Raw genomic sequence first — 22,773 nt, 5'->3', positions numbered from 1 at the left:
TAACATCATTCCTTTGGTACAGATAATTTATAGCCATAACCATAGATGGTTTGGATCAATTTGCCCTCAATATCCACTTTATTTCTCAAACTATTTATGTAAACGTTTAAGGAATTTGCTTGATTATTTTGATCGTTTCCTTCCCACACATGATTTATTATTTGTTCCCTTGACAAGCTAATATTAATGTTTTCATATAGGTAAAAGAATAATTTTTTTTCCGTCTTGCTTAATGGTATTTCGGTTCTTGTTTCACTGTTTAAAATGATATGTGCTTGCTTATTGACAACTATATCATTTAAATAGACAAGATGAATATACCTGGCTTGCAGCAAGTTTTTTAGCCTTGCAATAAGTTCTAACGGTTCAAACGGTTTAGGTATGAAGTCATCTCCCAACTCCAGCCCTTTGATTTTGTCATCAATTTGACTATGGGCTGTAAGAAAAATAACAGGCTTTTCAGGATAAATCATTTTAATCCGTTTACAAACCTCATACCCATTATCAAATGGTATTTCTATGTCCAATAAAAATATATCTATATTGCCAAAATCCGAGTAGTTAAATCGATTATCCGTTTTCACAATAACCTTATTAAAATAATCATTCAAAAATACATGTAAGAACTTTGATATAGTGGGATCATCCTCAAGCACAAAAATGTTTAATTTTTTGAGTGTGTCTTCCATGGCCAAATTTCTTCTCCTCTTTATAGCTTCTTTATATATATTATTCTTAAATTTATAATCAGCATAATAGAATTTATTAGAATAAACAAACCTATACCTATAATAGTTGATGACATACCCCCTTCATAGTAAAATTCATTATCAATTAGATGTAATCCCAGTCTATACCCGAATGCTGTAGGTATGAAAAATGAAAAAGGTGCTGCCATTAGAATCATTGACAATAAAGTGATTCCTATCCCAATAGAGATGCTTGCCACTACATTTTTCGTTAATTGAATAATTACAGCGAAAGTTAATATTATAGTCGGCACAACTATTGCGTTCAGGGTTGTATAAGAGTAAATCAAACGCAGTATATCTTTAATCCTACCATCTACAAAAAAATAAAAAACACATAAAATAAGTAACTGTATTAAAAAGATAATTGACATAATAATTAAGGATACAAAGATTTTGGAAAAAAGTAGCCGAAAACATGGGATATTATAAGTTATCCAGTCCAAATATGTTTTGTTCTTAAATTCAATATAAAAAACAAAGGAGATTAACACGCTTGAAATGATCGGCAACATCATAAAAGACTGATTATAGTAGGTGAAGTAAAAACCACTATCAAGGCTTATATCTCTATTATTTATGGCAAAGTTAGCAAAGTTCATTAGTAATGGAATCAAGCTAAGCACCACAATTACCAGAATTACTTTTTCGCTTTTTATTTTAACCCATTCATTTTTAATTAACTTAAGCATGTCTTGTCACCTCAATTAAATCTGAAGACATCAACTTGATATATAAGTTCTCCAAAGTAAGTTTTTGTACGTCCTTGTATATAAAATCCTTATATGCCAGTAAATCATTAAACTTCATTTCACTTGCAATGAAATAGGTTTCTTTTTTATTGTCTTCAAGTAATGTAATATCTTTTTTTAGATTATTTTCTATGTGCTGTACTTTTCCATACATATATATATTTTCTTCATTATCAATTTCCAAGATTTTTTCTCCGTTTCTCATGAATAACAAAGTATCTGTAATCAAAGAAACTTCATTTAAATTATGACTCGAGATCAATATTATTCTATCTTTGTTTTTAAGATTCCTTTCTACAAGATCCCGCATATCCTTCATACCCATAGGATCTAACCCATTAGTAGGCTCATCCAACAGTAATAAATCCGGACTACCCATTAGGGCTTTTGCCACACCCAATCGTTGTTTCATCCCCATGGATAATTCTTTAAACTTCTTTTGTTTAGCATCAACTAACCCGACTAACCTTAGTAAGTCATTTATGCTAGAATCATCCTGCTCAATATCAGCATATGATGCATGTAATTTCAGGTTTTCTATACAGGTTAAATTAGGGTAAAAGGCAGGGTATTCGATTAACTTTCCAATTGTTAGATTATCCGGTTTTCTGAGAATGTCCCCCTTATAATTAATTGTATTTAATAACGTTTTAAATAACGTAGTTTTTCCTGCCCCATTTGGTCCCAATAGTCCATACACTTTCCCTTTTTTCAACTCAAGATTGATACTTTTTAGAATAGTATTCCCATTTACATCGAATGAAACATTTTTCAAAGTTATCATTTCTTCCCTCCTAAGTGTTATATATAATTAAAAATGATATTATGCTCATGATGTAAACAACAAACAATATTAATGCTGGTTTGAAATTACTGTTTTTAAATCCATTTTTCACTATTTCAAATATAAAAAAGGAAACAGACAGTAGAAATGAAACAATTGCCAGCACTATGAACACTTTCCCCATAATTACACCCCTTTGACTTGTATTGTATCTGTACTATAATTCATGATTATTAAAAAAATATTAATCAATATGATTTTTGTAAAATAAAAATGTAGACTAAGTATCTCTTCCTAAATCAGTATTAGGAAATTGCGTTTATAATTGAAATTTCACAATAAAAAGCCTAATTCTCAATTTACTAAAGCTCCCGTTAGTTGAAGTGTATCTTTTTCAAAATGTTCAATTAAATTTTGTTAACATATACTCTAATATGGTAAAATCGATTCTATAAAAACTATTACAAATTTTGTAACATATACTTTTACTTACATTATAAAGAAAGGGAGTGTCCATACCATGAAAAAGAAAATACTTGTGCTTTTATCTATGGGTTATGGGTACTCGACTGCAGTTTTCTTTTAGAAAAATAATAATTGGTGGAGTCTGCCTAATTATTTAAAAAGATATGCAGAAAATTTATAATGAGTGAGGTAATATTATGGAAAAAATTATCAGAAAAAACCCTAAGCTAATGCCAAAACCAGTAGGCGACTACAGTCATATCACTAGAGTGCCTAAAGGGGCAGCCTTAATAGTAACATCAGGTCAAATAGGAACAGATATGAACGGCAATATTCCGAAGAGTTTAAACGACCAAATAACTAATACTTTTACAAACATGAAAAAGGTTCTTGAATCAGAGGGGTTGTCTCAAAAGAACGTTATTAAGGTTAATATCTGGGCGACTGAAGAGATAGATTGGGATTATTTCGACCTTAAATGGGATAAGTTTTTTGATAGTGAATTCCCATCTATGACAATTGCATATATATCAGCATTAGGATTGCCTGAATTAAAAATAGAAATTGAACTATGGTGTGCTGAAACTTAATGACAAAAAAGGAACAGTGTTTTACTATTCCTGTTGTGAATTTAGAATAAAGATTGATTAAAAAACTCTATTCAAACCCAGCAAATTCAAAAACACCATTTTGAAAAAAAGTTTGATCAAAATGGTGTTTTTCGTTTGAGCTAAATATCATCACTTTATAAAACAGTTTGATTATTTCCTCATAGTGTTGCTACAGTTTTTTATTTTAAAGCAATATAAATTTCAATATCACCTGTTGATGTATATTTTTCAAAATCTACTGTATAAGCACGCTGCAATTCTCCAGCTTCTTCAAGCCCCCATATTGTTTGCCACATTTTATACACACCTTGCTCGATTTCTTTATCTACAGAGAATACACGATATTGTTGTTCATCCTTTATTCTAATAGTTTCGCCACTGTTAGAAGATTCTACCGCAACTGACAATCGATAATCACCCTTATAGTTAGACATATATGTATCATACACACCATATACCGTACCTTCATAGCCATGTAAGATTGCTCCTGCGCGTTACCAAAGCTCTCCTATCACTATCGCCATATTAGGGTCTTCAAAATTATTTGTCTTAATGCTGTCTACTACATTCAACTCCATATCTATCGCCTCCTTACAACCATTACACAAACATTTGTTCTTATGCGCAAAATTTTATTTAAAAGTTAATAAAAAGGAAAATAAGTATTCACCACTAAAAGTCGGGGTTGCCATACATGGCACATTCTCCTCGTCGTTCGTACCTCCGTGCCCCGCTACGCTTTCGTCGCAAATAAATTTGGAGCGGAAATCAATCCCAAGTTACAGTGATGAGCCATTTTTAGGATGTATTTTTGCTCATTACGAGTATTCAAATAATAAATTCAACTTATATAAAAACCTATAATTTTCACATAATGTTCACATCCTAAGAAAGAAATATATAGCTGATCAAGCTATATCTCATTTAAATTTCACATTTATCCTATACAATAAGCGTTGATAAATTTATGATATTTTCTTTTGAAAAGGGAGGATTTTGTTTTGAAAAAAACATCTTTAGCGGCTTTATTCCTAGCAATTTTTGTAAATGTACCAGGTGTTGATGCACATACACATTTACACAGCACAAATCCAGAAAATGGATCAGAAGTAACGACAGAGCTCTCCAGCATCTCTTTAACTTATGAGGGACAAATTGAGGAAGGCAGTTCCTTTGACATCACATCTTCTGAAGGACAAAACATCGAAGTTGAAACATTTTCTATAGAAGATAGCGTTTTAACAGGTACACTTGCTCAGCCTTTAGAAAACGACCAGTATACAGTGGCTTGGACTACTATTAGTGAAGACGGTCATCCGCTAACAGGTGAATTTTCATTTACCGTAAATGTGCCACAAACAACAGCGGAAGAAGATATTACTTTAATAGAAGAAACACAAACTGAGGAAGCAACAAAAGAGGTTTCAGAACAAACAGCAGCAGCAAATGAGTCTACAGAAAAAGCACAGTCCTCTAACACGCTATTTATAGCATTAGGTCTTTTAGCCGCTATTATTATAGCGAGCGCTATTCTTTTATTAAAAAGAAAAAAATAAACGATGACATTATTATTAATACTCAGTCAAGCATTGTTATACTTTTGTTTTGCGCTATTGTTAGGGGCATTTATTGTACAAGCAATTCCAGAAGACTATAAACCAACTGTCCACATTAAACGTAAGTGGTTAGTCATAAGTGCAATGGCCATTCCACTACTTACGTTTATGCCAATTTTGCAAGTTGTGCTTATTTTACAACCCCATTTCGGGTTCTTTACAAGCTTAGCTAATGTTTTAGTTTCGTATAAAATTGGTTTTTCATGGGACATCACAGTATTACTTTCTGTTGTGCTGATGATTTACTTGAAGGTGTTCAATAAACGCCTTTCATTAGGCTTATCTATATTCGGCGCATTGCAAGTGCTACTTGTAATAGCTGCTGTCGCTTGGGCAAGTCATGCAAGTTCGACGGAGCCATTGTTAGGGTTCATTTTTGACTTCATCCATTTTGCGGCGGTCAGCGTGTGGGTCGGCACAGTATTTGTGATTAGTTGGTTCTCGGTCGATACAAAGAACTGGACACAATTTTTACAATGGTTCTCTCCCACTGCCATGACAGCATTTGGAGCAACAGCACTCAGCGGGATATTTCTGACAGATATACTAGTTCCTGATTATATAACAGGATGGTCAACGGATTATGGGCAAGGCTTACTCATTAAGCATTTGCTATTAGTTCCGCTTGTGTTTTATGTTTTAATTAACGGCTTACTTATCAAACTGAAGTTATCGAAGCCTGGCTTCAATCCGATTCGCTGGGCAAGACTTGAATCGATCCTTTTATTAGCCATATTCGGTGTAACGGCGATATTCAGTCAACAAGAACCACCGATCGAATTTTTAACAGAGGAAACCGTATCAAGCCTATTCCAATTTGTTTATACAGCACCTCTTGAATTAGGCATGACAGGTCACTTGCAAATGAATTGGTTTGGTTTGTTATTCTTCGTTTTAACCGCGGTGTTCATCGTCTTACTATTAGTGAGCTTTTTCAAAAATGCACCAGTAATGATCCCCATGCTGATGGGTGCCGCTATTGTCATTTGCGTCTATTTTGCGCTCATGTCTATTGTGGTGTTTAATTTTATTGGGTATTGTTTGTAGTTTGAAGGAGCTGTTTATGCAGGTATTCCTCTGAAATTGGTTATCAGATTCACGGGAGGAACATCTCCTTATACATGCAAACTGCATCTCTATTGTTAGGTAAACACTAACAATGGAAGATGCAGTTTTTGTATGGGGAAATGTAGTGTGGAGGAGAAAAATATAAAGCAAATTTTGATAGATAGAAATATTTATAGACCCATAACAAACCACGCTTCAGAACATAGTAAAACATAAGTGGATTTTTACATAAGCACACTAAACTCGCCCTTAAATATTGAAGTTATGATTTTTTCTTCATCATATTGATTAGTGATATACCCCCTCTACTAATGGAAATTAATTACCATATAAACGTATAGGGGCGGTCTGATAAAGCTGAAATAAAAAAGTTTCCCAAACAATAAGAGTCGTCTTATTTTCATAAATGCAATTAAATAAAATGAACCTCTTTTAACCTGCCATGTACTCAATAGCTGCATTTTTTATTCTTTCTGCTCTTACATCTTGTATATATTTCATTCTTATATCATCTATGTTTGCATCATATATTTCTCCAATATTTGAAAACTTTTCACCTAACCTTTTAATGATTTTCTCAGACAACTTTAGATTATCAATACCATGACTTCTTAAAATTTTATATAAAGATTCATGTTCTAACTCTGGTATTTCCATTACATTACCACACTTTGGGCAAAAACTATATTCTTCATTATTAGTTTTGAAATCGCATTTAGCATTAATGCAATGGAACTCGTTTTCAACTTTTAGAGTTTCAATTAATTGTGTCATCATTTGTGTAGTTGGATAATATGCTTGATTATTTTCAATAGCAATTGAGATATTTTGAATTTCTTCTACATCTTTTATTATTCCATCGGATATTAAAATACTTGGATTAAAAGACATAAAATATCCAAAGTGTCCTTTTTTAATACTCTTTTTTGTATAATCAATAGATATAAGATTTGAATAAGCTAATACCTCAAAGACCTGTGGTATTTTATCATATACGCTAGTAGCAACATAAAAACCACTTGAAAGTTTCTCCTCCTTACCTCTTCTTTTATTATTCCATTCCTTTAAGTTCGGTATTAAAAATTCTTTTACTAACTTTTCTGCTTGATTGATAAATTCTTTATATTTAACTAATCGATTCTTAAGAGTGTTAAACTCTTTCCATTTAGTTTCAAGAACCACCCTTATACTATTTACCACTTTTTGCGAAGGAATACTCTTTTGTTTAAACACACCACTACTCTCTAATTCATCTATTATATGAAAAGCGAAGCGAGGATTTCCATTACTACAAATGCAAATCATGTCTATTATTTCTGCTTTTACTGATAACATTTGCCAATACTTCTGATCATAACCTTGTATTCTCTTTTTTAGTATTTGTTTAATATAATTTAAATTATCTTTGTTATTTGGGAACCAACTTAAACTTAGTTCTTTAGCATCTTGCCCTCTTTCGAAATACTTACCATAATTGGTTATACCTGGATAAACAGCTGCTTTACATGCTACTTGAGGGTCTCGTAGTCCTTTAAAGAATGAAAAAAACTTTTCTTGTTGGCTGAAAGAAAAAACATGCGCTGCTTCATCAAATAATAATACTATTCTTTTAAGTTTAAAATCATTAATTAAATTTTTCAAAAAACTCTTAAAACTATTTGGATTATCTAATATATTACTTAATTGAGTTGACGGCGCTTGATCTATTAGTGCTATATTGTCTTCGATATCTCCTGTTTCTAATACATGAATATAATCAGAAAGTAATTGATAATAAAAAGAGTGATTATTCTTAGATTCTTCCGAACCAAAAATACTTGATAGTCTTTCATTTATTTTGTCAATATTGTCTGGTCTTAAATTTTGAATCTTTATTAATATCTCTAACAATATCTTGCCCATTGTCCATTGTAAAAAGGGATCAATTCCATTCCTAATCATCTTTATTCTTTCCAATCGAATTGATTCTTCGAAACTTACCCATACTCCTAACACACTATCTTTTTCAAATGCTTCATTGACCTTCAAAGCAGCGTATTTCATTAGCATTGTTTTTCCAATACCCCTACTCCCTTCAAAAATATACTGTTCAGAATCAGTTAATCTCTGAATTTTTTCTTTACTATATTCGATGAAATATTCTTTTATAAACTCATCATCTAAACTTTCTGTTCTATCAGCTATATAGTCTCCTAATGATTTTTCTAGTACACTCATAATGCCACCGTCCTTGATTTATTTGCTAATTCAACTATTTTTAAATTTGTTTTATCACCAAATCTTAATATATACATTGTTGCAAGTATACTTAATACAGAATTCAAATGTTTTATAAAGTCGCTAAAGTACTCCTGACTATACTCAATCTTTAATGTTTCTTTTTTTGTTAGTGTCTTATATCTACCATGTACAATGTCACTTAATTTTTTATAAGTTGTACCTAAATAATTACTGACTGAATCCTCTTTATTTTCTATTTCTCTTATATTTTTACAAAAAGCATTTATATATTTAGTTGTAAAAAAATTATATTCTCTTATAAGCTTACTTACATATTTATCCGCTATTGCATCATGCTCTTTAAATAAATGAAATTCCACTCGATGATCATAATAGAATAAGGACATACACCCAAGCTCTAACACACTTCTTAGCGTAATTATACCTTGTCTATAAAATCCAGAAGTAGCAGAGTTAATACTTGCTATAATATCAGATGTTATTTCATTCCAAAATTCTCCGATCTCTAAATCGAATTTTTTTATTCCTTCTAAGATTTCAAAAGTACTATCTATTATATCTACAAGAGGCATAATATTATTTCTTTCAACAGTTGTGGAAACTATTTGTTGTACATTTTTTATTATGTTATCCTCAAATACTTTTTTTGTATAAGACATACCTTGAATCCTCCAATTTAATTATCATTTGCTACTTTCGAATTATTTCTATATTATTCAACACAATTAGACAATACCATAATTTACATGTTTTTATCTACCATTCATTCAATTTATTATAATAATTATAAATAACTAGCAATGAGTAAAAAAAAATCCTAAAAATATCAATTTAATAGTAAGAGGTATTAAAAGAGAGTAGTATCATAGCCTCTGCGCTTGTGGCTCCTGTGGCTATGGCGCGCTACAGCAAAAGTGAATACTTCTCGATGTGCTAGAAAAATATTTCGCTTATGTAAAAGAAATTATTTTCTTTCATTTTGTAGGTATAATGGACCAGCCTTTACTTTCATCAATGAGTGCCTTTAATTATTTTTTAGCAATGGATTATTTTATGGAACAATAGTTACTTGTAGCGGAGGCACGAGACTCCGACGGGAAAAGCGAGACAAACAAGCCCTGCAACGAGAAGAATTGATTTTGCCCGCGGAAAGCTAATTTCGGAGCGGAAAGTAACACTTAATCAAATGGTAATTTATGTTTTGGTATTTGCTCATTGTGAGAAATAATCTAAATAAAACCTTACATAGAGTTTTTATATTCTTTTATAAAAATTGTATTTTTACATCGAATTAATTAAATTTTCAAGAAGAAAAATCATTTCAAAATAAATAAATGAAAGTTTCAACAAATTTTTCTTAAAGATTAAACACAACTAAACACTATAGAATGATTTTATTTTAAAAGATGAAAATATTACCTTTTTTAACTATAATTATAATAAAAGGTAGGTGCAAGTATGATTCTTATTTTAACAGATTCTTTCGATATTCATGTCGACATGGTAATAAAACATTTAGAAAAGCAATCTGTAAATTTCTTTAGATTTAATCTTGATACAGCTGCTTTAAAAAATTCTGTATTAACGTTTAAAAATTCAACCTGGGAGATTAAACAAAACTCATCATTAACTACGTCTGATGAGATTGAAATCATTTGGGCTAGAAGAGGCTTTGTTGAATTAACTTTAGAAGAATTAAATAACCATTCAACCGGATTCCAAATTTGGAAAAATGAGTGGAACAAGACACTTAATGGTTTTTATTCCACGTTGAAGGATAAGATTTGGCTAAATAAACTTGATTTAGCCTACAAAGGGGAAAATAAATATTTACAAATGGAAAATGCAAATCTTGTAGGATTTAATTTGCCTCCTACATTAATTTCTAATGATAAACAAGATTTATTAAACTTTGTAAACGAACATGTAACTGTTGTATTTAAAATGATGGCTCAAGATTTCTATCAATCAGAAAAAGGATTATACGAAGGATTATATGTAAATTTAATTAACTCTCAAGATCTTGAGAGAAATTTCAATGTTTCTGGTGAAAATCCCATTGTCCTACAAAAATACATCCCAAAAAGTTATGAAGTAAGATATACCGTTGTTGGAGATAAACATTTTGTCTGTAAGATCGATTCACAAAAATCTACTAAAGCAAATATTGACTGGCGAAGATACGACATACCAAACACACCTCACTTCTCAATCAATCCGCCTAGCGACATTCAAAATAAAGTAACTAAATTAATGAATCTTTTTGGTTTAAATTACGGTGCATTAGACTTTATTGTAACCCCAGACAACGAATGGTACTTCCTAGAAATAAATTGTTTTGGACAATGGTTATGGATTGAAGATTTAACTGGCTTAGAAATTTCTAAAGGTATTGCAGATTGGTTAAGCATGAATGTAAAGGAGGTGACAACACAATGAAAGTTTTCGCATTAAATTTCTTAGAAGCGCCAACTACAGATAAGCAAAAGCTTGATAACAGCTGGTCTTGGACGCCAAGCAACCCAAATGCTACGGACATCTATGCTTCTGGTAAATCTACTTCTTCACGCGAGTCTACATATGCGGCAGAAAAGGATAGTCGCTCGGATAGTGATAGACCAAATGAAGGTATGCATATTGCATAATAGACCTTAAAGAATGAAGTTTCTTGATTTAGTATTTATAAAAAGAACGAATCCCTTTCAATGGATTTGTTCTTTTTAACTTCATTTATATTAAAAAACGGCTTTGATTGTAGCTAATAAAATAGTTCTTATACCCATCTTCACTAGCATTGCATTAAATTAGCTTAAATTTTAAAAATACTCAAAATGAATAAATTTCATAAATCGATTTTTTCAAGAGCTTAGACTAACCCTATTTCTTGATTTTCATTTTTTAAAAATTAAGCAGCTGTGTTTTGTTCATTTAATTGTGCATTCAAACGATCAACGGCTAATTTGCAGGCATTATAAATAAACGTCACCATATTGAAATGGAGCTTGGCTTTTCTCCCTGTTCGATGACGGACATTATTTAATTGAACATATTCTTTTAAGTAGGCATTCACACGTTCAACGGCTGTACGTTCTTTGTACAGTTTATCCCATGATGCGGAGCCTCTTGCTGGATACGTATACTGGCGAATATCCGTTTCACATTTGATTTTAAAGACTTTTTGACACAGTGAATCCTCGCGTAATGGACACGTTGCACATTCTTTTGGACGTGTAAATTTTAAACTTGAGTATTTCTCGTCAAAGCTATCGTAACAGTACCTATGCTCACGTACACATGTTGGACGAAAATGTTCATCGAAGCCCAAGATTTCGGATTCACGACGTTTAACGTATGGAATGACTGCTTTCATGTCTTGATTTAAGATTTGTCGGTAAATCGCTTCATAATCATATCCTGCATCAAAAATAGTGGTTGAAAATTGTTTTGGTATGACTTCTGCTATCTTTTTTAACAGGGGTATGGCTGCTTTACTATCACTTAAACTACCGGACGACATCAAGCGTGCCACAATGTACTGACTTTTTGTTGAAACAGCTAAATGCCCTTTAAAGCCGAACCAGAACGTGTTTTTACCGTCACTATTTTTCTTGACGCCCCAGTTGGGTTCGATCGGGATGTCTTGCCAAAGTGTCGGTGTTGGAATCGTTCATTGGGCTTCTAATTTCTTTTCATAAGTAGTGAGATTGGCCTCGATTTCAGCTTGTTCTGCAAGCCAAGCCTCACGTTCTTTTTTCGATTTACGTCCACATTTTTTCGGTGCTTTTTCTTTTTTTTCAGATGGTTTTGACGCATCGCGAGCTTCAAAATGTGTCGCGTCAAAACTTAGGTGCTTATCATTCAGAAACTTTTCCTGCGGCTATACAAGAGCTATGAGTTAATCTGTATAATGAGTTCTCTACTCCACTATCAATCCTCATATGTTTGTTAAAGCGAATTCAAATTTAACATCACCAAGGATGTCCAGTAATCCTTATATCTCCCCGCCAACATCCACAATAAACTTTCATTATCTATTCGATAGAGGAACCCCCTACCCATCAAAATAAGCGCTCACTCTAAACGAGATGGCGCTATTTAACACGAGTTTCATATTCACTTTTCTCCTCAAACACCTTCCACATATTTTGAAATCTTGCATATCCTTGTGCCTTCGGATGCAGATTTTCATTGTATTTAGTCTGATGAATTTGATTGTATAAGCTTACATAATATGCTTGTCTGTTTCTTAAAGCGAACTGACATTTCCGCTTATTATAAACGATATCACAACCAACTGTGTATTGGGCATTCTCTACATAATCAAGAACGTCCTTAATTGCAAATGCCATCAATTCTTCTGTTATCGCATTTCGACCTAAGTTAAAATCATACTCATTTATCAGAAACACAAGATCCCCATGTGCGCGATTTACTGCAAGCTTCTTTGTATCTTTATGGTAAAGCTCCTTATTGTTGTTTACCAACTTTTTTTCGTCATAATGCCAAAAATCCCCTTGCATCTCAAATACAATGCGTTGCCCATTTTTAAGTTGTACTACACAATCATTGCGAAATAGGGTGTCTGCCACTGGTACCTCTACATCAACTTTACCCTCGTTAAAAATATATTGAATGACTTTCTTCATCAATACGCCATTTTCAGAATCACCCATACTTAGTGCACATTGAGGGCATTTCGCTAATGCATATGTGCGTGAAGCAACTGTTGCTTTCCATTCATGTCCCTTCTTACATTTCCACCAATAATAACGATTACTAGCATAAGGTAATTTACTACACAACATCCCATTCTTTAGGCTGTCCCATTCCTCAGAAATTTGAGGAAACTTAACTTTTAAAGAATTACATATCGGACAAGTAAAATTAGAATAAAACTCTCCACTGTTTTTTCTAGATGTATATTTGTTAGGTGTTGTTGCCTCCTCTTCCGTTTGAATACAACGACATTCTACACATGTTAATTTTATTTTTGTTTTACTCCCCTTTCTCCAATAAGAGAAAGGTTTATTATCATTTTCTTTTTGATCATAATATCGCTCTAAATCCGGACGGACTTCATAAAGAAAGGAAGGACCTTCATTGTTCATTTGGACAATAGATTTTATAATCGGTAAACAATGTTTACAATAAGGAGGATTTTCATCAGAAATCAAATCTTTATATATTTTCTTGCATGTACCTTTACACACTACTCCGCTACAAGGAACTTCAATTTTCGTTTCTGTTCCTTTAATAGAATAAATTTTTATCACATCAAAACCTACTCGTTGTAGATTCTCTCTTAATGTTTGCGCTGTATGTTTTGTTACTTGTTCAAATGAATGTTCTTTTTTAAACGCCTTAATATTCGGATATTTAAATGAATACGTACGTTCTCCTTCATACCAAAAAGTATAACCTTGGATTGACATCTTATTGCCTTTTAATACCTCGTTTACTTTCGTCCTATTTCGAATCCCTAATGCTTTCGCAGCTTCTGATGGAATCCTAAAAGGTCCTAAAACTTCTCCCTCTCGTTTATATTCTTCCCTATTATAAAAAGGATTTTTAAGAGAAGGAATAATTACCTTCTGTGCCCACACTAGCGGTAATATAAAGCTCTGCTCGGTAAAAAACACAATTCTCACCTCCAGAAAGAACTAGAGAACATATATTCTTATCAATATTATTATAACCTTTAAAAACAAGTGGAGCCCATAGTAATTTTTTGATTTGAAACTACAGAAAAAAGCATCTTTTATGATCAAGATCATAAAAGATGCTTTTAGTACGTCCCCAACAGGATTCGAACCTGTGACCGACGGCTTAGCTTACCACTATAGTTTTCACTACCAATGCAATCATTGTTTGATGGTCTGGACTGTAACTTCACCATTTCAGGTGCGACACGTTCAGTCTCTACGGAACCTCTCACCTTCTAAAAGGCAACGACTAATCTACCTGCTAACCGCTCTTCGACTAATCTCGTTTCCTCGGTATTGCCATCAGCATCATCTGTTAAGGGTTTACCGATACGGTGTCGTCCACTTTATATGTTACTTTTCCATATAAAGGCTCCTATTACTTAAAGGCCGTTGCTCTATCCAGCTGAGCTATGGAGACATGTCTAAATCCCTACTCAATCCAGTAGGAAGGACAATATTTATTATATGCGCTTCACATCAAAAAGTCAACATGAATTTTACTATGTAGGGAAGGATTGCCTCGTTTCACTGCAATAGAATTCAATCATGTCTATAATACGCATAATCATTACGTTATAGAAATACTATTTATTCGCATTCATTGTGTGCAGCCTATCAAGGTGCATCCACTTATTATACTGCCCCTATTCGACACTTTTTAAATGAGCTGCCTTCATAGAATAATCCTGGATGCATCAGAAAAAAAGAAGCTGATTTGATTGCTTTTTTCACCTTTAAACATAAGTTCATAAGAAAACAGGTTAGAAATTTTAGAAAAGCTTCTAACCTGTTTTTTGTTTCATTTTATTCGTCTTTTGCTACTAGTTTAAAGTATAAATTCCGTAACTCCGCCGTCCGGAAAAGTCCTAGATGGGTTCTAAATTGTGGATGCTTTTTCACACCATTTGTGCGCAATTCCTTCACATACCAACCTTTAGAGTACTTGTGCATTCCCCAGTCCCCTTTTACTTTTAATGGCCCTCATCAAAACAAAAGCCGTTTTCCGTATCTATCATATGCTGGTGAATGATTTACATTACGCCTTACTCCAACTTTTTTCGGCACAAAGGGAGTGTCCGAGAAGGTATTCTGGGACACTCCCTTTGCGCCGAGGATGGTGGAAATTTTATTTCTACCACCGCAGAAGCACCGCCTGCAGCGGCTATTGAACATACGAACGAAGCACTGTCCGTAAAAGTAAAACTTTTCGGACAGCCCCATACATTATCGTGTAAATTCAATGGTTTCCAATAATTCACTATCATCAGTAAAGCATTGCACCGTGTAACTGTGATCAACGATAGTTACGATGACATAACTTTTTTCTGCGCGCCCTCGTGGCTTTAATAAGCTACCAGGGTTAATAAACAAAATACCGTCAATCATTTCTGCACCTAATAAATGCGAATGACCGAAGCAGCAAATATTTGCTCCTACTTCCTTCGCACGATACATTAAAGAAAGGATGGATGATTTCACGTTAAAGAGATGGCCATGTGTAACAAACACAGTTGTTTCCCCTAATTCAAACACCTTTTCATTTGGAAATCTTTCGTCTGTTCGGTCACAATTACCGCGCACACGCTCGACACCTTCTAAATAAGCATGATCATAAGGCAGCTCACTATCCCCGCAATGTACAACCGCGTCTACTTGTGGATGATTGTCTCGAACCTTCTTAATCACTTCCGCATCCCCATGTGTATCACTCATCACTAATAACTTCATCCCGACACCTCCCTTCTGACGTACTATAATAAAGTTGGTAAAAGGTCTGCTAGTTTGCGGATGGCATTCCCACGATGGGAAATAGCCCCTTTCTCTTCTGGTGTTAGTTCGGCCATCGAACGATTTAATTCAGGCACAAAGAAAATCGGATCATAGCCAAAACCATTTGTTCCACGCTTTTCTTCTAAAATAATGCCTTCACAAGTACCAAAAACAGTCGTTGTTTCTAATGCCGGACCAGCAATCGCTAAAGCACACATAAAGCGCGCTGTACGCTTTTCTTCAGGCACGCCAGCTAAGTTTTCAAGCACTTTTACGATATTTGCCTCGTCATCATGGTCGCCTGCATAGCGCGCAGAATAAACACCTGGCGCGCCATCTAACGCATCCACTGCAAGCCCTGAATCATCTGCTATCACAATAGTATGTAACGCCTTTGCCAGTGTCTCAGCTTTTAACACGGCATTTTCTTCAAATGTTGTACCTGTTTCTTCAATTTCCATATCCGGTGCAACATCAAACATGGTAACAACCTCATAGCCTAGGGGACTAAATAACGCTTCAAAATCTTTTGCTTTCCCTTTATTTTTTGTCGCTATGACTACTTGCTTCATTGTGCGCTTTCCCCCTTTGCTCCTACAAGGGCAGAGACTTCACCTAATGCTTCTTTTTGCATTTCGATTAACTGAGCAATTCCTTGTTCACCTAATGCGAGCAATTCGTTCAGTTCAGCACGTGAGAATGTAGCTTCTTCCCCTGTGCCTTGTAATTCAACAAAGCGTCCAGCACCTGTCATAACGATATTCATATCAACAGCTGCATCCACATCTTCTACATAGTTTAAATCTAGTACAGCACCGATATCATCAATCATACCTACACTTGTCGCAGCAAGGTAATCGACAACGGGGAATGTTGTAAACGGCTTTTCTTCACCCAATTTCGCAATCGCTTGTGTCATGGCTACAAATGCACCGGTAATCGATGCTGTACGTGTGCCACCATCTGCTTGAATGACATCGCAATCAATCCATACTGTTTTTTCACCTAATGCTTCTAAATCCACAACGGCGCGTAATGCTCGGCCGATTAAACGTTGAATTTCCATTGTGCGTCCGTTCACTTTACCGCGCGATGATTCGCGTTGTGTACGTTGTGCAGTCGCTCTCGGGAGCATTGAATATTCAGCCGTAATCCAGCCTTTGCCTTGACCACGCAAGAATCCTGGTACTTTTTCTTCAATTGTCGCTGTACAGATGACTTTCGTATTTCCGACTGTAATCAATACGGAACCTTCTGGATGCATTAAATAATTTTTTTCAATTTGAACTGGACGTAACTCATTCACAGCTCGGTTATCATGTCTTGTCATAGTAGACCTCCTTGTATATTAGCGCACTTATCTTAACATAATTTCGAAATGTTCGAAAGGCACCACTCCCCCAAAAACGCGGGAGGACAACTAAAAAACTCGATCGATGAAAGCATCGACCGAGTGTAAGTTAAAATTTTATACGTTGGATATCTAGGTTTTCTTTTTCTAACCAGCGTTCCACGATAGAGCGGAAAATCGGTACCGAACCTGACACAAAAAATTTATGTTCTGGCGGGGACGTATCTTGACGCAGCTTATGATTAAACGCTAGGATCGCCTCTGCATCACGTGCTGTTTCCTCTGCTGAAGATAATACATGCACTTCCGGTCCAACCGCTGCCTCAATTTGCTTTTGCAAAATGGGGTAGTGTGTACAACCTAAAATAACCGTATCAAACCGCTCATCCTCTAATGGCTTTAACCCATTTTTGACTAAATCATAAGAGAACTGCCCTTCATATTCTCCACTTTCTACAAGCGGAACAAATGTAGGACAAGCAAGCGGAATTACTTTCGCCTTTGTGCTCAATGAATGGATGGCCTGCTCATAAGCTGCACTTTTGACAGTCCCTTCTGTTGCAAGAACCACGATTTCATTGCGCTTTGTTTTTTTGATAGCCGCTCGTGCACCAGCGTTAATAACACCGAGTACCGGAAACGGCATATTTTTTTGTAAGCTCTCTAGTGCCACAGCAGTTGCTGTGTTACACGCAATCACTAACATTTTGATATTCATTTTTTCTAGCGCCTTTGCCATTTGCCACGTAAATGTACGGACTTCCTGTTTTGAGCGCGGACCGTATGGACAACGCGCTGTGTCGCCAATATAATAAATTGTTTCATTTGGCAAAAGCTCCATAATCGCTTTTGCTACTGTTAAGCCACCAACACCTGAATCAATAACACCAATCGGGGCATTCACATGTACCGCCTCAATCCTATTTCATTAGTAAATGTAATTTTTGTAATAATTGCAGTAACTCTTGCGCTTCCGCTACTTCGAAATTTTCTAGCAACTCACGCAAATAATTTTGACGTTTTTCAATTACTTCCTCAATGATACGCTCACCTTCTGGAAGTAAATGAATGCGTACTACTCGGCGATCTTGCTCATCTCGAACACGCTGTACTAGCTCACTTTTCTCCATACGATCAACTAAATCTGTCGTCGTACTGAATGCTAAATACATTTTATTCGATAAATCCCCAATTGTCATATCCCCAAATTCATGTAACCACTGCAAAGCCACAAATTGCGGAGGTGTGATCGTATAATTACTTAAAATTTCACGACCTTTTTGCTTAATTAGGTGTGAAATATAACGTAATTCTTTTTCTAGCGAAGCTACTGATTCAAAGCTATGTTTACTGCTGTCATTCATGTGACCCATTCACTCCTCAAAATACATTCATACGTCTATTTTGAATTGTTTTTGCTGAAATAGCAAGTGTGCATTCAGTTTAAAGACAATTCTTGTAGTCGCAGTAATTCAACAAGTGCTTGAGTTCGGCTTGAAACGCCTAGTTTTTGAATTGTATTTGAAATGTGATTCCGCACTGTCTTCTCGCTAATTTGTAGCTTCTTAGAAATCTCTTTTGTGGAATAATCCTCAATCAGCAGTTGGAAAATTTCACGCTCTCGTTTCGTAAGTAGAAAACCTGACTGCTGGCTACTCATTTAGCAACAACCTCCCATCCTCTTCCCTGTACATTATGTTAGAAATGGCGTGAGGTGAGGGCTTTTTCACTATTTCCCAAGCAATAATTGTTTTTCTTTTTCGGTAAACGGTACACCCTTGCCCGTTTGCACATTCATTTGAACAATTGTGCCTCGCCCAGTAAATACGATCTCGCCTTTTTCGTTCTTTCCTAAGTAATGAATGTCTACAGAACTCGATCCGATCTGCGCTATTTTTACATATACTTTAATTTTTTCATCGAAATACATTTGTCGTACGTAGTCACATTGAAGATCCGCAACAACTGGAATATCGCCTTCTTTGCCCATTAAACCCATTGCCTTTAAATATTCAATACGCGCAAATTCTAAATATGTAAACACAACGGTGTTATTCACATGCCCAAACATATCCGTTTCAGAAAATCGCACTTGTACTTCAACCGAAAATTCAAATTCACTTGCCCATGTTTGTAAATCTTCAATATATTTTGCCTTCATGATACATCCTCCCCTTTATCTGTTCTTTCATCCCATCCCAAAGAATGAATACCCATTCATTATAACATGAAATAAAACAGAAGAAGATATTATTCGCTTCATTGGATTTACCATATAAAAGTTTTGAACACAGCCTTATTTGAAGCGGCATAGGTTAAAGTATAGTACAACAAACAAAAAAACTGCTTAGAAGGTTGTCCTCTAAGCAGTTTTTTGTGTATTAAACCATGTGGTCTGAACCGAAGAAGTTCTTGAACATTTGTACTGTAGCTGCACGGTTTAATGCAGCGATAGATGTTGTTAAAGGAATCCCTTTAGGACAAGCCGCTACACAGTTTTGTGAGTTACCACAGTTCGCAAGACCACCGTCGCCCATAATTGCAGCTAGGCGCTCGTCTTTGTTCATTGCTCCTGTTGGATGTGTATTGAATAAACGTACTTGTGATAATGGTGCTGGGCCGATGAAATCAGCTTTTTCAGATACGTTCGGACATGCTTCCATACATACACCACAAGTCATACATTTAGATAATTCATAAGCCCATTGACGTTTGCGTTCAGGCATACGTGGACCTTCACCTAAATCATACGTACCATCGATTGGCACCCATGCTTTTACTTTCTTAAGTGCGTTGAACATACGGCTACGGTCAACCTGTAAGTCACGTACTATTGGGAAAGTCGCCATTGGTTCTAAACGAATTGGTTGAGTTAATTTATCTACTAATGCAGAACAAGATTGTTGTGGACGACCGTTAATAATCATTGAACATGCACCACAAACTTCTTCAAGACAGTTCATATCCCATGCTACAGGCGTTGTCTTTTTACCATCTGCAGTGACAGGGTTCTTTTGGATCTCCATTAAAATTGAGATTACGTTCATACCGTGACGGTAAGGTACGCGGAATTTCTCCCATCGAGTTGAACCGTTTTCAGTATCTTGACGAAGGATCTCAACATCTACCATTCTGCCAGTGTTAGCTGTCTCCATGTTTAAGTCTCCTCCCCTTACGCTGAGTAGTCACGTTTACGTGGTGGAATTAACGAAACGTCTACCTCTTGATATGAAATGATTGGCTCGCCCGTTGCTGGGTCGAATTTAGCCATAGTTGTTTTTAAGAAGTTCTCATCATCACGTTCTGGGAACTCTGGTTTGTAGTGAGCACCACGAGATTCGTCACGTAGTAAAGCACCTTTTGTCATAACTTTAGCAAGGTATAACATATTCTTTAACTGACGTGTGAAGTGAGCACCTTGGTTAGACCATTTTTGAGTATCATTGATATTGATATTTTCCCAACGTTGTTGTAACTCAGTAAGCTTTTCGTAAGTTTTTTCTAGACGGTCATTATGACGTACTACTGTCATGTTGTCTGTCATCCACTCACCAAGCTCTTTGTGTAGAAGGTAAGCATTTTCTGTTCCGTCCATCTTCAGAATTGCTTCCCATTTCTCAGTTTCTTCTTTTACGCGTGCTTCATAAATTGACTCTGGTAAGTCTTCTGCATGCTTTTTAAGGCCTTTGATGTATTTAACAGCGTTTGGTCCTGCAACCATACCACCGTAAATCGCTGAAAGTAATGAGTTCGCACCAAGACGGTTCGCACCGTGTTGTGAGTAATCACACTCACCAGCTGCAAATAGACCTGGGATTTCTGTCATTTGATCGTAGTCAACCCATAAGCCACCCATTGAGTAGTGAACTGCTGGGAAGATTTTCATTGGTAATTTACGTGGGTCATCCCCTACGAATTTCTCGTAAATCTCGATAATACCGCCAAGTTTAATATCCAATTCATGTGGATCTTTGTGTGAAAGATCTAGGTATACCATGTTTTCGCCGTTGATACCAAGCTTTTGGTTTACACATACGTCGAAAATTTCACGTGTTGCGATATCACGTGGTACTAAGTTACCATAAGCTGGGTACTTTTCTTCTAAGAAGTACCATGGCTTACCATCTTTATACGTCCATACACGACCACCTTCACCACGAGCCGATTCTGACATTAGACGGTTTTTGTCGTCACCAGGAATCGCTGTTGGGTGAATTTGAATCATTTCACCGTTTGCATAAGATGCACCTTGTTGATACACGATAGATGCTGCAGAACCAGTGTTGATAACAGAGTTTGTTGTTTTACCGAAGATAATACCAGGACCACCAGTAGCCATGATTACTGCATCGCCACGGAATGCACGGATTTCTTCCGTTCTTAAATCTTGTGCTACGATACCACGGCATACACCTTCGTCATCAAGTACTGCACCAAGGAACTCCCAGTGCTCATACTTTGTTACTAAACCTGCTACTTCGTGAGCACGAGCTTGCTCATCTAATGCATATAATAACTGTTGACCAGTTGTTGCACCTGAGAATGCTGTACGGTGCATTAATGTACCACCGAAACGTCGGAAGTCAAGTAGTCCTTCTGGCGTACGGTTGAACATAACACCCATACGATCCATTAAGTGGATAATACCAGGAGCTGCATCACACATTCCCTTAACTGGTGGTTGGTTTGCTAAGAAGTCCCCACCATACACTGTATCGTCAAAGTGGATCCACGGAGAATCCCCTTCACCTTTTGTATTAACTGCACCATTAATTCCGCCCTGCGCACATACAGAGTGTGAGCGTTTTACCGGAACTAATGAGAATAATTCAACTTCAGTGCCAATTTCAGCAGCTTTAATCGTTGCCATCAAGCCTGCAAGACCGCCACCGACAACAATTACTTTGCTCTTTGCCATGATTGATTCTCACTCCTCTAACATTGCTAAAAGTTTAATATATAGCTTTTCTCTAGTTCAGCTACTAAATTGCAAATGATACGATTGCTACTACACCCATGATTGATAAAAGAACGAAGAAAATCATTGAAATGTAAGTAACGACTTTTTGAGATGATGGAGATTGCGTAATACCCCAGCTTACTAAGAACGACCATAAACCGTTTGCTAAGTGGAATGTAGCAGACAAGATACCTACGATATAGAATACTAACATCGCAGGGTTGTCCGCGATTTCAGCCATCATATCCCAGTTAACTTCAGCTCCAAATGCCTTTTGAACACGTGTTTGGAAAATATGCCATGCAATGAAAATAACTAAGAAAATACCAGTGATACGTTGAATACGGAACGCCCAGTTACGGAATGTGCCAAAGCGTTTTGTGTTATTCGTTGCAGTAAATGCAATGTAGATTCCGTAGAATGCATGGAACAATAATGGGATATAAATAATCACCCATTCCATTAATAACAATAATGAGTGTGGAACTAATTCCATAGCTCCTGTAGCATTATTGTAAGCTTCTTCACCACCAACTGCAGTGAAGTTCAGTGATAAGTGGAACACCAAGAACAAACCTACTGGAATAACCCCAAGTAGCGAGTGTAACCGGCGCCATAAAAACTCACGATCTTTCGACAAGATTGTTACCCCCCTTAGTACTTAAAACACGCATTTAATTGTCAACACTTTGTAATTTGTA

Annotated in this window: 23 protein-coding genes and 1 pseudogene; 5 read left to right on the top strand and 19 right to left on the bottom strand. The window is 35.6% G+C overall.

The window, feature by feature from the left end; genetic code table 11:
- Positions 1–5 precede the first annotated feature (5 nt).
- From AAGS61_RS06715 to AAGS61_RS06705, 3 genes are read right to left on the bottom strand one after another with little or no spacing between them, the layout of a single operon-like run.
- Positions 6–689 carry a response regulator transcription factor gene (locus AAGS61_RS06715; protein ID WP_391369348.1) on the bottom strand — a complete coding sequence of 228 codons (684 nt, stop codon included), beginning with the start codon at positions 687–689 and terminating at the stop codon, positions 6–8.
- A gap of 20 nt (positions 690–709) precedes the next feature.
- Positions 710–1,441 (bottom strand): ABC transporter permease, encoded by a 732-nt coding sequence (locus AAGS61_RS06710; RefSeq protein WP_391369114.1) that lies wholly within the window; start codon positions 1,439–1,441, stop codon positions 710–712.
- Positions 1,434–2,285: an ABC transporter ATP-binding protein gene (locus tag AAGS61_RS06705; RefSeq protein WP_391369112.1), complete on the bottom strand. Its 852-nt coding sequence runs from the start codon at positions 2,283–2,285 to the stop codon at positions 1,434–1,436. The genes AAGS61_RS06710 and AAGS61_RS06705 overlap by 8 nt, the downstream gene beginning before the upstream one ends.
- Before the next feature lie 662 nt (positions 2,286–2,947).
- On the opposite strand from AAGS61_RS06705, the gene AAGS61_RS06700 reads away from it, so the two are divergent.
- Complete coding sequence (locus AAGS61_RS06700) at positions 2,948–3,340, top strand: RidA family protein (RefSeq protein WP_391369109.1); 393 nt, start codon at positions 2,948–2,950, stop codon at positions 3,338–3,340.
- 200 nt (positions 3,341–3,540) lie between these two features.
- Here the strand turns inward: AAGS61_RS06700 and AAGS61_RS06695 are convergent, their stop codons facing one another.
- Complete coding sequence (locus AAGS61_RS06695; protein ID WP_391369106.1) at positions 3,541–3,810, bottom strand: effector binding domain-containing protein; 270 nt, start codon at positions 3,808–3,810, stop codon at positions 3,541–3,543.
- Between the two features lie 552 nt (positions 3,811–4,362).
- Here AAGS61_RS06695 and AAGS61_RS06690 point away from each other — a divergent pair.
- On the top strand, positions 4,363–4,917 hold the full coding sequence (locus AAGS61_RS06690) for a copper resistance CopC family protein (protein ID WP_391369103.1): 555 nt from the start codon (positions 4,363–4,365) through the stop codon (positions 4,915–4,917).
- A 3-nt stretch (positions 4,918–4,920) separates the two neighbouring features.
- Positions 4,921–6,024 (top strand): copper resistance D family protein, encoded by a 1,104-nt coding sequence (locus AAGS61_RS06685; protein WP_391369100.1) that lies wholly within the window; start codon positions 4,921–4,923, stop codon positions 6,022–6,024.
- A gap of 453 nt (positions 6,025–6,477) precedes the next feature.
- On the opposite strand, the gene AAGS61_RS06680 is transcribed toward AAGS61_RS06685, so the two are convergent.
- Positions 6,478–8,262, bottom strand: coding sequence for a hypothetical protein (locus tag AAGS61_RS06680; RefSeq protein WP_391369098.1), 1,785 nt, complete (start codon positions 8,260–8,262; stop codon positions 6,478–6,480).
- Positions 8,259–8,945: a hypothetical protein gene (locus AAGS61_RS06675; protein WP_391369095.1), complete on the bottom strand. Its 687-nt coding sequence runs from the start codon at positions 8,943–8,945 to the stop codon at positions 8,259–8,261. The genes AAGS61_RS06680 and AAGS61_RS06675 overlap by 4 nt, the downstream gene beginning before the upstream one ends.
- 799 nt (positions 8,946–9,744) lie before the next feature.
- Here AAGS61_RS06675 and AAGS61_RS06670 point away from each other — a divergent pair.
- Together AAGS61_RS06670 and AAGS61_RS06665 are read left to right on the top strand one after the other, a co-directional pair.
- A complete protein-coding gene (locus AAGS61_RS06670; protein ID WP_391369092.1) occupies positions 9,745–10,725 on the top strand; it encodes an MvdC/MvdD family ATP grasp protein in 981 nt (326 codons plus the stop codon).
- The gene (locus tag AAGS61_RS06665) at positions 10,722–10,931 is read left to right on the top strand and encodes a hypothetical protein (RefSeq protein ID WP_391369089.1); all 210 of its coding nucleotides are present in this window, start codon (positions 10,722–10,724) and stop codon (positions 10,929–10,931) included. The genes AAGS61_RS06670 and AAGS61_RS06665 overlap by 4 nt, the downstream gene beginning before the upstream one ends.
- Before the next feature lie 260 nt (positions 10,932–11,191).
- On the opposite strand, the pseudogene AAGS61_RS06660 reads toward AAGS61_RS06665, so the two are convergent.
- The 13 genes and pseudogenes from AAGS61_RS06660 to AAGS61_RS06600 form a co-directional block, all read right to left on the bottom strand.
- A pseudogene (locus tag AAGS61_RS06660) lies at positions 11,192–12,157 on the bottom strand (transposase); the annotation flags it as partial.
- Between the two features lie 220 nt (positions 12,158–12,377).
- The gene (locus AAGS61_RS06655) at positions 12,378–13,925 is read right to left on the bottom strand and encodes a zinc-ribbon domain-containing protein (RefSeq protein WP_391369087.1); all 1,548 of its coding nucleotides are present in this window, start codon (positions 13,923–13,925) and stop codon (positions 12,378–12,380) included.
- A gap of 870 nt (positions 13,926–14,795) precedes the next feature.
- On the bottom strand, positions 14,796–14,942 hold the full coding sequence (locus AAGS61_RS06650; RefSeq protein ID WP_391369084.1) for a DUF2639 domain-containing protein: 147 nt from the start codon (positions 14,940–14,942) through the stop codon (positions 14,796–14,798).
- Positions 14,943–15,215: 273 nt separating this feature from the next.
- Complete coding sequence (locus tag AAGS61_RS06645) at positions 15,216–15,719, bottom strand: metallophosphoesterase (protein WP_391369081.1); 504 nt, start codon at positions 15,717–15,719, stop codon at positions 15,216–15,218.
- Between the two features lie 23 nt (positions 15,720–15,742).
- A complete protein-coding gene (locus AAGS61_RS06640) occupies positions 15,743–16,333 on the bottom strand; it encodes an XTP/dITP diphosphatase (protein ID WP_391369078.1) in 591 nt (196 codons plus the stop codon).
- Positions 16,330–17,091: a ribonuclease PH gene (rph, locus tag AAGS61_RS06635; protein WP_391369076.1), complete on the bottom strand. Its 762-nt coding sequence runs from the start codon at positions 17,089–17,091 to the stop codon at positions 16,330–16,332. The genes AAGS61_RS06640 and rph overlap by 4 nt, the downstream gene beginning before the upstream one ends.
- A gap of 130 nt (positions 17,092–17,221) precedes the next feature.
- Complete coding sequence (gene racE / locus AAGS61_RS06630; protein WP_391369074.1) at positions 17,222–18,016, bottom strand: glutamate racemase; 795 nt, start codon at positions 18,014–18,016, stop codon at positions 17,222–17,224.
- A 16-nt stretch (positions 18,017–18,032) separates the two neighbouring features.
- The gene (locus AAGS61_RS06625) at positions 18,033–18,476 is read right to left on the bottom strand and encodes a MarR family winged helix-turn-helix transcriptional regulator (protein WP_391369072.1); all 444 of its coding nucleotides are present in this window, start codon (positions 18,474–18,476) and stop codon (positions 18,033–18,035) included.
- Positions 18,477–18,550: 74 nt separating this feature from the next.
- The gene (locus tag AAGS61_RS06620) at positions 18,551–18,772 is read right to left on the bottom strand and encodes a helix-turn-helix domain-containing protein (protein WP_391369069.1); all 222 of its coding nucleotides are present in this window, start codon (positions 18,770–18,772) and stop codon (positions 18,551–18,553) included.
- 69 nt (positions 18,773–18,841) lie between these two features.
- Entirely contained in the window at positions 18,842–19,273 is a 432-nt protein-coding gene (locus AAGS61_RS06615; protein WP_391369066.1) for an acyl-CoA thioesterase, read from the bottom strand.
- 220 nt (positions 19,274–19,493) lie between these two features.
- The gene (gene sdhB, locus AAGS61_RS06610; protein ID WP_391369064.1) at positions 19,494–20,267 is read right to left on the bottom strand and encodes a succinate dehydrogenase iron-sulfur subunit; all 774 of its coding nucleotides are present in this window, start codon (positions 20,265–20,267) and stop codon (positions 19,494–19,496) included.
- Positions 20,268–20,284: 17 nt separating this feature from the next.
- A complete protein-coding gene (gene sdhA / locus AAGS61_RS06605) occupies positions 20,285–22,030 on the bottom strand; it encodes a succinate dehydrogenase flavoprotein subunit (protein WP_391369061.1) in 1,746 nt (581 codons plus the stop codon).
- A 64-nt stretch (positions 22,031–22,094) separates the two neighbouring features.
- Positions 22,095–22,712, bottom strand: coding sequence for a succinate dehydrogenase cytochrome b558 subunit (locus AAGS61_RS06600; protein ID WP_391369058.1), 618 nt, complete (start codon positions 22,710–22,712; stop codon positions 22,095–22,097).
- Between the last annotated feature and the right edge of the window lie 61 nt (positions 22,713–22,773).

This window comes from Lysinibacillus sp. KU-BSD001, from assembly GCF_042920265.1.
Classification (GTDB): Bacteria; Bacillota; Bacilli; order Bacillales_A; family Planococcaceae; genus Lysinibacillus_B.
Note: the sequence above shows the minus strand (reverse complement) of the source record. Positions and strands in the feature narration are given on the sequence as shown.